Origin of the sequence: Tangfeifania diversioriginum (genome assembly GCF_900141875.1) — a bacterium.
Lineage (GTDB): Bacteria > Bacteroidota > Bacteroidia > Bacteroidales > Prolixibacteraceae > Tangfeifania > Tangfeifania diversioriginum.
The window spans coordinates 106,689-121,425 of record NZ_FQZE01000014.1 but is presented as its reverse complement, the minus strand read 5'-3'; the positions used below and the strand labels follow the sequence as shown (position 1 = coordinate 121,425).

Annotated in this window: 12 protein-coding genes; 8 read left to right on the top strand and 4 right to left on the bottom strand. The window is 42.9% G+C overall.

What is annotated here, in order from left to right; translation table 11 throughout:
- Window positions 1-459 precede the first annotated feature (459 nt).
- From BUC07_RS10605 to BUC07_RS10590, 4 genes are all read right to left on the bottom strand, one after another.
- On the bottom strand, window positions 460-2,094 hold the full coding sequence (locus BUC07_RS10605) for a hypothetical protein (protein WP_073169170.1): 1,635 nt from the start codon (window positions 2,092-2,094) through the stop codon (window positions 460-462).
- Window positions 2,095-2,365: 271 nt separating this feature from the next.
- Window positions 2,366-3,757, bottom strand: coding sequence for a dihydrolipoyl dehydrogenase (gene lpdA / locus BUC07_RS10600; RefSeq protein ID WP_073169168.1), 1,392 nt, complete (start codon window positions 3,755-3,757; stop codon window positions 2,366-2,368).
- Window positions 3,758-3,948: 191 nt separating this feature from the next.
- A complete protein-coding gene (gene meaB / locus BUC07_RS10595; RefSeq protein WP_073169167.1) occupies window positions 3,949-5,058 on the bottom strand; it encodes a methylmalonyl Co-A mutase-associated GTPase MeaB in 1,110 nt (369 codons plus the stop codon).
- A gap of 109 nt (window positions 5,059-5,167) precedes the next feature.
- Window positions 5,168-6,256, bottom strand: coding sequence for a DUF1573 domain-containing protein (locus BUC07_RS10590; RefSeq protein WP_073169165.1), 1,089 nt, complete (start codon window positions 6,254-6,256; stop codon window positions 5,168-5,170).
- A 174-nt stretch (window positions 6,257-6,430) separates the two neighbouring features.
- Between BUC07_RS10590 and BUC07_RS10585 the strand changes: the two genes are divergently transcribed.
- The 8 genes from BUC07_RS10585 (at window position 6,431) to BUC07_RS10550 (ending at window position 14,735) form a co-directional block, all read left to right on the top strand.
- Entirely contained in the window at window positions 6,431-7,705 is a 1,275-nt protein-coding gene (locus BUC07_RS10585; RefSeq protein ID WP_073169163.1) for a sensor histidine kinase, read from the top strand.
- Entirely contained in the window at window positions 7,702-8,409 is a 708-nt protein-coding gene (locus BUC07_RS10580) for a response regulator transcription factor (protein ID WP_073169161.1), read from the top strand. Before BUC07_RS10585 ends, BUC07_RS10580 begins: the two co-directional genes overlap by 4 nt.
- 122 nt (window positions 8,410-8,531) lie before the next feature.
- Window positions 8,532-8,690: a 50S ribosomal protein L34 gene (gene rpmH, locus BUC07_RS10575; protein WP_073169160.1), complete on the top strand. Its 159-nt coding sequence runs from the start codon at window positions 8,532-8,534 to the stop codon at window positions 8,688-8,690.
- Window positions 8,691-8,884: 194 nt separating this feature from the next.
- Window positions 8,885-9,691 (top strand): PASTA domain-containing protein, encoded by an 807-nt coding sequence (locus BUC07_RS10570; protein WP_073169158.1) that lies wholly within the window; start codon window positions 8,885-8,887, stop codon window positions 9,689-9,691.
- A 5-nt stretch (window positions 9,692-9,696) separates the two neighbouring features.
- Window positions 9,697-10,737 carry an RluA family pseudouridine synthase gene (locus BUC07_RS10565; protein WP_073169157.1) on the top strand — a complete coding sequence of 347 codons (1,041 nt, stop codon included), beginning with the start codon at window positions 9,697-9,699 and terminating at the stop codon, window positions 10,735-10,737.
- Entirely contained in the window at window positions 10,730-11,716 is a 987-nt protein-coding gene (locus BUC07_RS10560) for a D-alanine--D-alanine ligase (RefSeq protein ID WP_073169155.1), read from the top strand. Before BUC07_RS10565 ends, BUC07_RS10560 begins: the two co-directional genes overlap by 8 nt.
- Window positions 11,717-11,837: 121 nt before the next feature.
- Entirely contained in the window at window positions 11,838-13,388 is a 1,551-nt protein-coding gene (dnaB, locus tag BUC07_RS10555) for a replicative DNA helicase (RefSeq protein ID WP_073169153.1), read from the top strand.
- 87 nt (window positions 13,389-13,475) lie between these two features.
- Entirely contained in the window at window positions 13,476-14,735 is a 1,260-nt protein-coding gene (locus BUC07_RS10550; protein ID WP_073169152.1) for an asparagine synthetase B, read from the top strand.
- The last annotated feature ends 2 nt before the right edge of the window (window positions 14,736-14,737 follow it).

Below are 14,737 nucleotides of genomic sequence, written 5' to 3'. Positions count from 1 at the left end.
TAATATTTTGTTTGCACTTTGAAGCTAAATTGTGTGACTTTTTTGTATGTAATTTATTGACAATCAATTGTTAATATTGTTTTTCAGCAAACCTTAACTTACGATTTCTAAATAATCAATTATCGGATCACCGTCAACCAGAGCCAGACTGAACGAGGTTATAATATAACAGTGTTAAAAACGGCCTCAACTGCACGGCATCTCAAACTTAATGTATTTATATAAGAGGAAAAAGCCACTTTTGGAGAGACTGAACTATTCATAAATTTTAAAAATATGAATAAAGTTCAGGTTAATCCCGACTTAGATGAAGTTGAACTTTTAAAAAAAAGTTTTACTGAATCTTAGTCGTCCCGATAGTTATCGGGAGAGATAGGGATTATTTGTGAATAATCCGGGCTAAAAAACCGGCTGCGCACATGCAACCGGTTTCCTGTTTTAATAAATATTTTGTTTGGTTTAATACAAACTGTACGATAGGCCCACAGCAAAATTCATGGTAGTTTTGCCCAGTGTTTCATTGTATGGCCCTACATCCGGATCGTTAAACGTTACGGTTTGATCCTGGTAGAAAGTATTGGAGAAACCAGCGTCGAGTGTCAGTCCGTCGGCAATCAGCCATTCAATACCGGCACCGGCAGTAACCGATGGGTTGCTGTAGCTGAAATCGCTCTGGTAGCTGTCGGCAACGCCCATGTCTCCGTATAAACCACCCACACTAAATGCAAATTCATCGGTAATATTATATTGTAAGCCAAGCCCAACTTCAAAACCGTTTTTGTCAATTTCACGAGAACGAATTTGGGAAGGATCAATATCTTTCCAGATAGCCAAATCTCTAGTATTTGGTCCCCAGTCAACTCCTTTATTGAAATACATATTGTATGAAAGTTGAGCTTCAAATCTTTCGTCAGAATACCCAACCCCGACTCCTAAAATCGCAGGCAGGTCGTTCCGTGAAGATGCCCCGTCAGGAAACAATCCCAAATCGTCAACGGTAGTATTGTTTTCGAGTTTTAGGTTTGTTTTCATTTCGTATTTCACCGCAAAATTCCAGTAATCGTCGGGTGAAAAATTAAACCCAATCATTGGGGTAATTCCGGCACCGGTTTGTTCGGTATCCACTTCTTTGTCGCCGAGCTGACCGGCAGTAGCGTCCAGCTGTGTTGCTGTACCGTAAAGCTGGTCGCGGGCACCAACAAAAGTTTGCTGAATTTGAGTCACCGTAAGTTGGTTTGGATTTCCTGCTCCAACCAGTACAAGTCCCTGTTCAATTTCAGCACGTTGTGTTGGACTTATCATTTCTGCTGCTTCAAGTTCAGCCAATGTATATCCGCCACCACCACCATCAATTATTGGTTGAACCGAAGTGGCTCCCTGAGCTGCCATATCTCCATAACCGTTCAACTGCTCCGAAACACCAAGCAGCCAGGCAGGTGCAGGGTATTCCCCTCCGTCAACTTTCAGTTGAATGCTTTTAATGCTACCCTCGTATGAATTTTTTGCGGGAAGATATCTTACCCCACCATAAACTGAAAGCATATCGCTGAACTGATAAGTTGCCCCCAGTTGAATTCCCCAAAAAACAGATCTCCCGCTGAATGCAAGGTCGGCAGAATAGCCTGTCACATCAAGTGAAGGATCAATTTGAGTCAGTCCGGCCAGCCCGGGAACTACTTTGGTAATTGGTATTTCAAATGAGGGAAGTCCCCGATCGAATTCTGCTGAACCGCCTCCGCCATTGGGGCCAAAGCCCAGCGAAAAAGCCCAGTTGTCGTCTTTGTAAACGGCAAAAGCTGTTGGAAATGCCGGAATATTTACCACTCCTTCGTAAGCTCCATCGTTCAGCAACGGAAATTCGCTGTCAACAGGTTTGGTCTGAAAAATGGTTTGATTGTACACCGCAAAATGCCATCCGTCTTCCATTTTTATTAAACCGGCCGGGTTGAAATAAACCGCATCGATACCGGTAGATGCGTTACGCGACATCATTCTTATAAACTGCGCGCTCTGGTTTGTATTGGTTAATAAACCACCTGCAAAAGCAATCTGAGACAACATCAGAAATGCTGCAAAAAATGTTAATTTCTTCATTTAATAATAATTTTCATGAATACAATTTGACCTTGAAACTTTTACATCTAACTGGAAATAGAAACGATTTTGTAGCAAATTTTTCGCGAGCAAATTTATAATTTAAAATGAACACGCAAAAGATAATGGCTGATTTTCAGTATTTTATAGAACTTTTGAACAAATTAATCACAAAGTCAATTTTTTTGCGCACAAAAAAAGGCCGTCTCAATATAAAAACTCAACGTTTTTTTGAGACGGCCCCTGAAATAAATTATATAAAGTAAGCCTGCTAAATATGAATTACTTCATCGTAAGCAGCTGCGGCAGCTTCCATAATTGCTTCGCTCATTGTGGGGTGCGGGTGAATGGATTTTATTAATTCGTGCCCGGTGATTTCCAATTTTTTGGCCACTACAAGTTCGGCAATCATTTCTGTCACGTTGCCGCCAATCATGTGTGCGCCGAGCAGTTCTCCGTATTTGGCATCGAAAACCAGCTTCACAAAACCTTCTTTTTGTCCGGCAGCACTTGCTTTTCCGCTGGCTGAGTAAGGAAATTTACCCACTTTCACTTCGTAGCCTTCTTCTTTGGCCTGTTTTTCAGTTAAACCAACTGAGGAAACTTCAGGACTTGTGTACGTGCAGCCCGGAATATTTTTATAATCAATAGGGTCCGGATCAAGCCCTGCAATTTTCTCGACGCAGGTAATTCCTTCAGCTGATGCAACATGCGCAAGAGCAGGACCGGCAAGAATATCGCCAATCGCATAAACTCCTTCCACGTTGGTACGGTAAAATTCATCCACTTTTACGCGGCCTTTTTCGGTTTCAACACCGGCGTCCTCAAGACCAATATTTTCCGTATTTGGCGAAATTCCAACCGCTGAAAGTACAATATCTGCTTCAACCGTTTCTTCGCCTTTTTTGGTTTTGATGGCTACCTTACATTTTTTACCCGAGGTGTCCACATTTTCCACCGTTGAACTGGTCATCACTTTCATTTTACCTTTTTTGAAAGAACGCTCCAGTTGTTTGGCCACTTCTTCATCTTCGTTTGGCACCAAAGTTGGCATAAATTCTACCAGTGTAACTTTTACACCAATGGAATGATAGAACCAGGCAAACTCACTGCCAATGGCGCCCGAGCCAACAACTACCATACTTTCGGGAAATTTGTCGAGGCTGAGTGCTTCGCGGTATCCAATAATTTTTTTGCCATCCTGTTTCAGGTTGGGCAGTTCGCGTGAGCGGGCCCCCGTTGCCAGGATTATATGTTTTGCGGTGTATTCCTTCTTTTTATCTGAACTATCGGTCACCTCAACAGTGTTTTTACCAGCAAGTTTACCGAATCCTTTCAGGGTTTCCACCTTGTTCTTTTTAAAAAGAAACTGCACTCCTTTGCTCATCCCGCCGGCCACATCGCGGCTGCGTTTCACCATTGCTTTAAAATCGGGTGTAACATCACCGTCAATTTTCACCCCGTAATCTGCGGCATGTTTGGCATATTCAAATGCCTGCGAGCTTTTCAGTAACGATTTGGTTGGAATGCACCCCCAGTTGAGGCATATGCCGCCTACGCTTTCTTTTTCAACTACAGCCACTTTCATTCCCAACTGTGCTGACCGGATTGCGGCTACATAACCACCCGGTCCGCTGCCTATAATTAACACATCATAATCCATATTTTTATTTTTAACGTTGATTTTATTCTGATACAACAGGCCTTTGGGCCAAATTGTTTTGTTAAGTCAATTCTCTGTTTTCATCATTTGTTTTTAATAAATATTCAATAACTGCTTTAAGTTTTGGCAAATGGATGCAATTTTTTTTATTTCATGATTTTGCAAATTCATCAACCAAATTTATGAAACTTTTATTTCAATCCTGAATAGATTTCCAGTAATTTGCCGGCAGCTAAAAAAGAACTCATTTCGCTGTTAAGCACCTTTTGTTCAAAATCCTTTATCTTCTCCTTCATTTCAGGATGCTGGTAAAAGGCTCTTTTCATTTGTTCCTGAATAGTTTCGTGCATCCAAAAAGAAGCTTGTGAATTTCGTTTTTTTATGAAATATCCGTTCTTTACAGTGGCTTTCCGGTATTCAGCAATAACTTCCCAAATTTCGGAAATGCCATTTTTAGCCAGCGCTGAGCAGGTGCTCACACGTGGCTCCCATCCCGACTCTTTTGGTGGGAAAAGATGTAATGCATTCTGGTACTGGCGTTGGGCCATTTTTGCTTTTTCGGCATTGTTCCCGTCGGCTTTGTTAATGGCAATTAAATCGGCCATTTCCATAATGCCACGTTTAATGCCCTGTAACTCATCGCCGGCACCGGCCAACATCAGCAACAGGAAAAAATCGGACATAGAATGCACGGCTGTTTCACTTTGTCCCACGCCCACGGTTTCAATAAAAATATGATCGAAACCGGCAGCTTCGCAAAGGATAATGGTTTCACGGGTTTTTCGGGCAACACCTCCCAGCGAGCCTGCCGAAGGACTTGGCCTGATGTAGGCGTTTTTGTCGCCGGCCAATTCCTCCATCCGGGTTTTGTCACCCAAAATACTTCCCTTCGAACGTTCGCTGCTGGGGTCAATGGCAAGCACAGCCAACTTTCCGCCATCGCCGGTAATCTGTTTTCCCAGCGCTTCAATAAAAGTACTTTTTCCCACACCGGGAACGCCTGTAATACCAATCCTGATTGATTTTCCGCTGTAAGGAAGACACCTGACAATAATCTCCTGCGCAATTTGCTGGTGCCCCGGTTTTGAACTTTCAATAAGAGTTACAGCTTTACTTAATAATGTGATATTGCCATTCAGGATTCCTTCCACATATTCCTCAACGGGCAGTAGTTTTCTCTTTTTTTTCAGAAACCGTGCTATCGAATGGGTATCTACCTGTTCGGGATGTTCAACTCCCTCATTTACTTTTAAACCTTTGTATTCGGAACTGTTTTCGATATGATGTTTTTTATCTGCCATTGTTATTTTTTGTATTCAACAAAAATACCACAATAAACAAAATAATAACAAAAAAGTGCCGCAGGAAAACCTGCGACACTTCTTTTATTATTGACATTTAATAAACTTTTTAGCTTTCGGTAACCACGCTGCACGATATACGCAACTGGTTCGTAGGTGTTTTCGGATCGTTGGTAATAACCGTGATCGATTTGCTCTGGCGTCCGCGTTTCCCGCGTGAGTCGAATGTAACTTTAACAGGTGCCGATTCGCCGGGGGCAATCACTTTTTTAGATGGTGCAACAGCTGTGCACCCGCACGAAGAACGAATGTTGCGGATAATCAGTTCTGATTTCCCGTTGTTTTTAAGTGTAAAAGTATGTTCTTTTTTGTCACCCTGTTTCATTTCACCAAAATCGTGCGATTTTTCTGAAAAAGTGGCCACCGGAGCTTTTGCCAACTCCTCGGCTGACAAGTGTGAGAAATCTTCTTCGATGGTGGCGCTTACACCAACAGATGCCCGGTAGTCGTTACTGCCATTGAGCGACAGGTAAATCCTGTGGGAAGAGAAACCGTAAGTATTTGCTTTATCGGCGTTGTAGGTAACAATAAGTTTCCCTTTGCTGTTGGCCGGAATTGTCTGTGGTTCAGCTTTAACATCCACATGATCGGGAACTCTTCTGAATCCGACTTCAATTGGAGCGTCGGTATCGTTCACCAATTCAATATCTTTGGTTTCCACATCATTTTCTTTCATTCGCGAAAATGAAATATGATTGGTTTTCACCCTCAGTGCTCCTACTTTTCGTGGATAGAGTTCGGCAAGTGTTTTATCACGTTCTTCAACGCGGCCTTTAATGCGTAACACGGTGGTTCCGTTTTCTGCATTGGAGCTAATCATTACCGATTTATTAAATGACCCCGGCCTGTTTTTGGGGTTGTAACTTACCTTAATTTCACCGCTGTTATTGGGAGCTACCGGTTCGCGGGTCCATTTTGGGGTGGTGCACCCGCACGAAGCCCTGACATTATTGAGCACAAGCGGCGACTCACCTTTATTCGTAAACTTAAAAGTAGTAGTTTGAACTCCGTCCGACTCCTTAAAATTTCCGAAATCGTGTTCCAGTTCTTCAAAAACAATTTTTGGCTTTTGGGCGGTGGCGGTGGCGGTAAAACCTACCAGAGCTATAAAGGCCAATAGACGTAACATCTGATTCATAACCTATTCATTTTAATTTTATAAAATTAATCCCTTAATTTGCTTAGCAAATGTAATAAGCCTGGCCGGTTTTTACTGTTAACCAGGGCTAATATTTTGTTAATGAGTTGTTAACATTTGCATTTAATATAATTTTCCTGCAATCTACAAGTGTTTTATTAGAAGATCAAACAAATGAAGGGCAAAACTTTAAAATACATAATCCTGCTGGCCACAATTTCTGTTGCCGGGGTTTTGTCCATTCAGTTTTTTTTTCTGCGCAACTCATATAACTATTCCGAAAAACAATTCAGGGAAAGTACAGCAGTGGCATTAAAAGAAGTGGCCTGGCAGCTATTAACAGCCACCGGCAATACTGCCAATTTCGACAGCATTGCTCCTGTTGAAATTGTTTCGAACAGCTATTACATTGTAAATATTGATGCCATTATTGATTATGATTTACTGAAATTTCATCTTACCGAAGAGCTTAAAAAACACCAAATTTATACCAGCTTTGAATTTGCCATTTACAATCCGTCGTCAGGAGAAATGGAGCAGAAAACATACATGACAGAACGCGAAGAAGAAAAAACCTCAACTTTCAGCTTCCCTCAAAATGAGAATGAAACCAGCAGTTATTTTGCTGTGCATTTTCCCGACCGCTCGCCCTATTTTCACTCGCGGCTTTCGGTTTGGTACCTTTTTACGGGGCTCCTGTTGGTTGTTGTCCTGTTTTTTGGCTACACACTCTCAGTTATTATCCGCCAGCGGCAACTTTCTGAAATTCAGAAAAATTTCATCAACAACCTCACTCACGAGCTCAAAACTCCAATTTCATCCATATCGTTAGCTGCCAGGGTTTTAAACAATGAAAAGATAGTTCAGACTCCGGAACGTCTGCTTGAGTACGCGCAAATTATTGAAGAACAAAACAACCGGTTGTCGAAAAACGTGGAAAAAGTACTCAACCTGGCATCGCTCGAAAAAAACAGGATCCACCTCAACCTGGAAAAAATTGAATTGCAGGAGTTTATCAAAGAAGTTACCGATTATTTTGAACAGTCGGATTCCGGGCAGGAAGCGACCATAAAATTAAACCCGGGCAGCCAAAAAGAATTTGTTTTTGCCGACAAGTTTCATTTTAACAACCTGGTGATGAACATCCTGGAAAACAGCGTGAAATATTGCGAGAAGAAACCGTTAATCATTATCGATCTCTGCCGGGATAAAAACTATAAAATCATAAAATTTACCGATAACGGAATTGGCATTCCCAAAAAACACCAAAAAAAAATATTCAAGCGTTTTTACAGAGTACCCACAGGCAACGTCCACAATGTAAAAGGTTTCGGACTTGGGCTCGACTATGTGCGGAAAATTACAAAAGCACACGGGTGGAAAATAAAAGTGGACAACAATCCGGACGGAGGTAGTATATTTACACTTTTAATTCGTGCAACAAAATGAGTGAATCAGTGAAATTGTTATTGGTTGAAGACGACGAAGCGCTGCGTTTCATTGTAAAAGACAACCTGGAACAAAACAATTACGAGGTGGATGTGGCTCCAAACGGCCAGGAAGCCATTGAGTTTTTTAATGCCAATAATTACCATTTAATAGTTTTGGATGTGATGCTTCCCAAGATTGACGGGTTTAAAGTTGCCGAATATATTCGCGAAAAAAACGAGCAGGTTCCCATAATTTTTCTCACTGCCCGCTCCATGACCGAAGATAAAATTAAAGGACTTTCCATTGGGGGCGACGACTACATTCCCAAACCCTTTAGCATGGAAGAACTTCTGTTGAAAATAAAAGTTTTTTTGAAACGTAGCAGCAATACGATTACAGAACAGGAATCGGCAACTCCGCAAACAAAAAAAATCGGGCGCTTTATTTTCCTGCCCGAAGAGCATACCCTTAACATTGACAATCACACCCGCAAACTCACGCTAAAAGAAGTGGAACTCATTAAATTTTTTGCTGAAAACGCCAACAAAGTACTGAGCCGAAACGAAATACTTGAAACCGTCTGGGGCTCAAACGATTATTTCCTTGGACGCAGCCTCGATGTTTTTATTTCGCGCCTGCGAAAATACTTTAAAGCCGATCCCAATATTCAAATCATTAATTTACACGGAGTTGGATTCCGGTTTTCAATAAAAAAACAATGACCCCTGCTTTGCTCAAAATTTTAATTTCAGAAAAGCAAAAGAAAAAACAGATACTTTTTGGAAGAAATAAAAAAACAGCTATTTTTGCAGTCCGAAATTTTGACAGGTAAAAATATACAGAGATGAAACGAACATTTCAGCCATCGAATAGAAAAAGAAGAAACAAACACGGTTTTAGAGAAAGAATGAGCTCTGCCAATGGCAGGAAAGTATTAAAATCACGCCGTGCAAAAGGCAGAAAACGACTAACGGTTTCAGACGAACCGCGTCATAAAAGGTAGTACAATACTTTTAAAAAATATTTATCACAAAGGTAAAGAATGCATATTCTTTGCCTTTTCGTGTTTATATACACCCAATCTCGTTGTAGTTGCCGCAAAACCAGATTATCCGGATTTTTATCGGTTTACATACCTTCCCAACCAATTTTACGTTATTTTTGCTCATTAATTATTACACGGTAATTTATTAAAAAATGAGTTTTTCAAAGTTTCTTTTAAGCCGGAAATTCCTAAAGCATCTGCTAATGGCTGGCATCCTGATTATTGCTATACTGTTTCTCGTTATGCAGGGGCTAAAAATGTACACCCGCCACGGTCAGTCGAACCCGGTGCCCAATTTTTCGGGACTTACACAAGCCGAAGCCAGGCAAACAGCCAATCAATATAAATTAGAAGTTGAAATTGTTGATTCGCTTTATGTGAACGATGCTGCGTCGGGAGCAATTGTTGACCAGCTGCCAAAAGCCGGGAGCCGGGTAAAAGAAAACCGAACCATTTTTCTAACCATTAATTCCACACAACCTGAGCAGGTAATCCTGCCCAAACTAACCGATGTCTCTTTCCGGCAGGCACAGGTACTCATCGAAAATACGGGACTTAAAACAGGCCAGATTTCATACCGCCCCTCGGAGTACAACGACCTTGTGCTGGAAGTACAGAAAGATTCGATAGAACTGGCTGTTGGTGAAAAACTCGCTAAAGGAACTACCATCGATTTGGTTGTTGGCCGCACACAGGGTAACCAGGTTACCAATTTGCCCAACTTAATAGGGCTCACAATTCCCGATGCCAGAGAAAGCCTTACCGATGCCAGGTTAAATACAGGAGTGATTATCTACGATGCTTCGGTGCTTTCTCCGCAAGACTCAACAGAAGCCAGAGTTTGGAGACAGCAGCCTAACCCAAAAGTTACCGGCACTGCCAATCTCGGTTCTTCGGTGGATTTATGGGTAACAGTTGACCAGCTCAAAATTGATGATGCCACGGAATTCGATTTCTAAAAACTATGGAAGAAACCAGGGAGGAAAATAACAATTTGGAAGAAAGCGGGCTTTTTGAGCACTACCGGCTTACGGTTGACCCGGGGCAATCAGCCATTCGGGTGGATAAATTTCTGGCCAACCGGATTGATAATGCTTCCCGCAGCCGCATTCAGGCCGCAGCCGAAGCAGGTAATATTCTTGTGAACGATTCCTCAGTTAAAGCCAACTACAAGGTCAAACCCGGCGACGAAATCCGGATTGTAATGGACTATCCGCGGCGCGAACTGAAAATTATTCCCGAAGATATACCACTGGATATTGTTTATGAAGACGACCAGTTAATAGTACTCAACAAGCCGGCAGGCCTTGTTGTCCACCCCGGACACGGGAACTATTCAGGCACCCTGGTAAATGCACTGGCCTGGTATTATAAAGATTTGCCCCTGTTCAACAACGAAGATCCGCGCCCGGGGTTGGTACACCGCATCGACAAAGACACATCCGGGCTGCTGGTAGTTGCAAAAACCGAACAGGCCAAAAACAAACTGGCGCTTCAATTTTACGAAAAAACCAGCGAACGACTTTACCACGCACTTGTTTGGGGCAGTTTAAAAGACGACACCGGAACAATAACCGGAAATATTGGCCGCAGCCCCAAAAACAGGCAGGTTTTTACTGTTTTTGCTGACGAAGAACAGGGCAAACACGCTGTTACTCATTATAAAGTTTTAAAACGAATTGGATATGTAAGCCTGGTAGAATGCAGGCTTGAAACCGGTCGCACCCACCAAATCAGGGTGCATATGAAACACATCAACCACCCGTTGTTTAACGACTCCACTTACGGGGGCGACCAGATTTTACGCGGCACCACATTCTCAAAGTACAGGCAGTTTGTGCAGAATTGTTTTAAAGTGCTGCCCCGCCAGGCACTGCATGCCAAAACACTGGGCTTTGTGCATCCCACAACAGGTAAAAAAATGCAGTTCAATTCTGACCTGCCCGACGATATGCGCACAGTAATTGAAAAATGGGAAAAATATATTTCAAGCAGACATGACTGAAAAACCTAATATAGCTGTTATTGCCGGTGGCGACTCATCCGAATTTGTTGTTTCGGTAAAAAGTGGCGAAAATGTTTTTAACGCAATCGACACCGAAAAATTTACCCCCTGGTTGGTTCACATGAAAGGCGATAACTGGCACGTCATTCAGGACGGGAACAAACTTAGCGATATCGACAAATCAAATTTCAGCTTTTCACAAAACGGAAAAAAAATAAAATTCGATTTTGCTTACATCACAATTCACGGAACCCCGGGAGAAGATGGCATCCTGCAGGGTTATTTCGATCTGCTGAAAATCCCCTACTCAGCAAGCCACGTTCAATCCTCATCGCTCACCTTCAACAAATGGTTCTGCAACAATTACCTGCAAAATTTTGGTGTAAAAATGGCGCGTTCTGTCATTCTCCGAAAAAATGAAACAGTAAATACGTCATCAATAATAAAAAAACTGGGGTTGCCCGTTTTTGTGAAACCAAATGCCGGCGGCTCAAGTTTTGGCATTTCCAAAGTTAAAACCGAAAAAGAAATTATTCCCGCGCTGAAAAAAGCCTGGAAAGAAAGCGACGATGCACTTATTGAAGAATTTATTGAAGGCCGGGAATACACCTGCGGCCTGGTGAAAATGAAAAATAAGAAACTGGTTTTCCCGGTCACTGAAGTTATCCCCAAAAATGAATTTTTCGATTTTGAAGCCAAATACACCCCCGGAGCAACAGATGAAATTACGCCGGCACGCCTTCCCGAAAAACTATTCAAAAAGTGTCAGGAGATGAGTTCAGAAATTTATGAATGGTGCCAGTGCTCCGGCATAGCGCGTATCGACTATATCTTAAAAGACAATACATTCTATTTTCTGGAAGCGAATACCATTCCGGGTATGACAGCCACCAGCTTCATCCCGCAACAGATTAGCGCCATGGGACTGACACTGAAACAGGTAATTTCCCAAATCATTGAAGAAGGCCTCGAAAAATAATTTCAATAAACATTTGTGGATAAAATTAGTTGACAACTAAAATCACCAAAATTTGATTAGCCGACTCCTTATTTTGTAATTTTGGTTTTTTAAAATCATTTCCTGAAAACAGAAAAATTTTATGCCAACAGAAAAGAAAAAAAATACGAATTCAAGGTCGCGAAACACGGGAATGACCATAGATGAAATTAATGCCCAATACGGCAAATTGCCGCCACAGGCTCTAGAAGTTGAAGAAGCTGTACTGGGCGCACTCATGCTCGAACGCGACGCGTATGTAACTGTTGCCGATATTATTGACACTTCCAGTTTTTACAAGGAAGAACACCAAAAAATTTTCGAAGCCATTAAAGACCTCTCGGCCAACGAAAAGCCTGTTGACCTCCTGATGGTTACCCAGGAACTGAAAGACCGCGACCAGCTGAATGCAGTAGGTGGTCCCGGCTACATAACACAACTTACACGGCGTGTGGCTTCTGCAGCTCACCTTGAGTTTCACTCCCGTATTATTGCACAGAAATTTATTCAGCGCGAACTCATCAGGGTTTCTTCAGAAATTCAGGGAAAATCATACGACGATACACTTGATGTGGATGACCTGATTGACTTTTCGGAATCGTCACTTTTCAAAGTGGCCGAAAAAAACATTAAAAAAGAAACGGTCCCGATTAAGCCGGTGCTGAACGAAGCCATCCTCCAGATTGAGAAAGCACGCAACCAGAAAGACGGCCTGAGTGGAGTGCCCTCGGGATTTACGGCCATTGACAGGATTACCTCGGGATGGCAAAGAACCGACCTTGTTATTATTGCTGCCCGGCCATCGATGGGTAAAACCGCCTTTGTGCTGAGTATGGCGCGTAATATGGCGGTAGAACACAACAAATCGGTAGCTGTTTTTTCACTCGAAATGTCATCCATTCAGCTTGTAAACAGGCTTATCGCCGCTGAAACCGAACTGGGGAACGATAAACTTAAAACCGGGCGACTCGAAAATTACGAGTGGGAACACCTCAACCGGAAAATTTCAGCTCTTGAAAATGCACCTGTTTTCGTTGACGATACTCCCGCGCTCTCCATTTTTGAATTCAGGGCCAAATGCCGCCGGTTGAAAATGCAACACGACATCCAGGTGGTTATTGTGGATTACCTTCAGCTGATGACAGCAGGTACCGATGGCCGTGGCAGCCGCGAGCAGGAAGTGAGTACAATATCGCGCTCGCTGAAAGCCATTGCCAAAGAGCTGGACATCCCAATCCTGGCACTTTCGCAGTTGAACCGCTCCGTTGAATCCCGCGAAGGAAAACGACCACAACTTTCCGACCTGCGCGAATCGGGTGCCATTGAACAGGATGCCGACATTGTGATGTTTATTCACCGTCCGGAATATTTCGGAATAACCGAAGATGAATCGGGAAATTCGTTACTGGGCGTGGCAGAAGTAATTATTGCAAAACACCGTAACGGGGCAACCGGCGACGTTCATCTTGCGTTCAAAAAAGAGCTGGCAAAATTCAGCGATATGGAAAATCCGCTGGGAAGCGACTTTGGCGGGATGGCACAAACATTCAGTTCAAAAATGAACCAGGACGAAGAAGAATCGGTTGGTGCCGGAATTTCTACAAACAGCGATTTTGAAAGCTCCGGCGGCCCAAATTCGGACACGCCTTTTTAACATTTCAATCCGGCCGGGTTTATGAAAAAATCTCCTGAACTTACTACCTTTGTTATTTGTACTAATTTTTGACAAGAGGAGATTCGAATGAAAAAAATCCATATACTACTTTTAGCTCTGTTCTTACTGACCCTGCAGGCAAGTGCTATTCAGCTCCTGATTCCAATGGACGATTCGCAGAAAAACCATCTGAAATCATACGGAATTGCCTACTGGGTACTCGAACGCGATGTAGAGGTAAAATGGCTGCTCAATTACAGGGGGGGCAGTTTTCTGATGCAGCATTCCCCCTCTATTGAAAACGAATGTGTGGTAAGGGGCGTGAGTTTTGAGACGATTACTGATGCACAGGCCTCGGCCATATTGAACGGTATTGCAGAACCGGATGTGAACCAGGATGCCGTGAGCATGAACAAAGCTCCAAAAATTGCCGTGTATTCTCCCCCCAACAAGCAGCCGTGGGACGATGCCGTTACACTCGTGCTCACCTATGCCGAAATTGATTACGATATAATTTACGATGAAGAAATTTTAAACGGAGAACTGAAAGAATACGACTGGCTCCACCTTCACCATGAAGATTTTACAGGCCAGTTTGGGAAATTCTGGAGAACCTATCAGCACATGCCCTGGTACCAGCAGGAGGTGGAAATCAACAAAACACTGGCGGAAGAAATGGGTTTTCTGAAAGTGTCGGAAATGAAGGCAGTGATTACCCGCGAAATTGACAATTACATTGTAAACGGTGGATTTCTTTTCGCTATGTGTGCTGCTACCGACACCTACGACATTGCCCGCGCAGCAACAGATGTGGATATTTGCGCCCCAATGTTCGACGGCGACCCGATGGATCCAAACCCGGATGAAAAACTGGATTTTAGCCGCACACTCGCTTTTGAAAACTTTCAGCTCGAAAAAAGTCCTTATGTGTATGAATTCTCCAATATTGACGCTACCACCACACGAAATGTAGTACGCGAAAACGACTATTTCACGTTATTCGATTTCTCGGCCAAATGGGATCCCATTCCCACTATGCTTTGCCAAAACCACCGGAACCTGATTAAAGGGTTTATGGGGCAAACAACATCTTTCAAAAAAGAAGTAGTAAAACCCAATGTGCTGATAATGGGCGAAAACAAACCCGCCCGCGAAGCTCGCTACATTCATGGCGAAAAAGGCAAAGGGTTCTGGACATTTTACGGCGGCCACGATCCCGAAGATTACCGCCACCTGGTAGGCGATCCGCCCACTGATTTAAGTTTACACCCCAATTCGCCGGGATACCGGTTAATACTGAACAACGTGCTGTTTCCGGCAGCGAAAAAGAAAAAACGGAAGACGTAAAC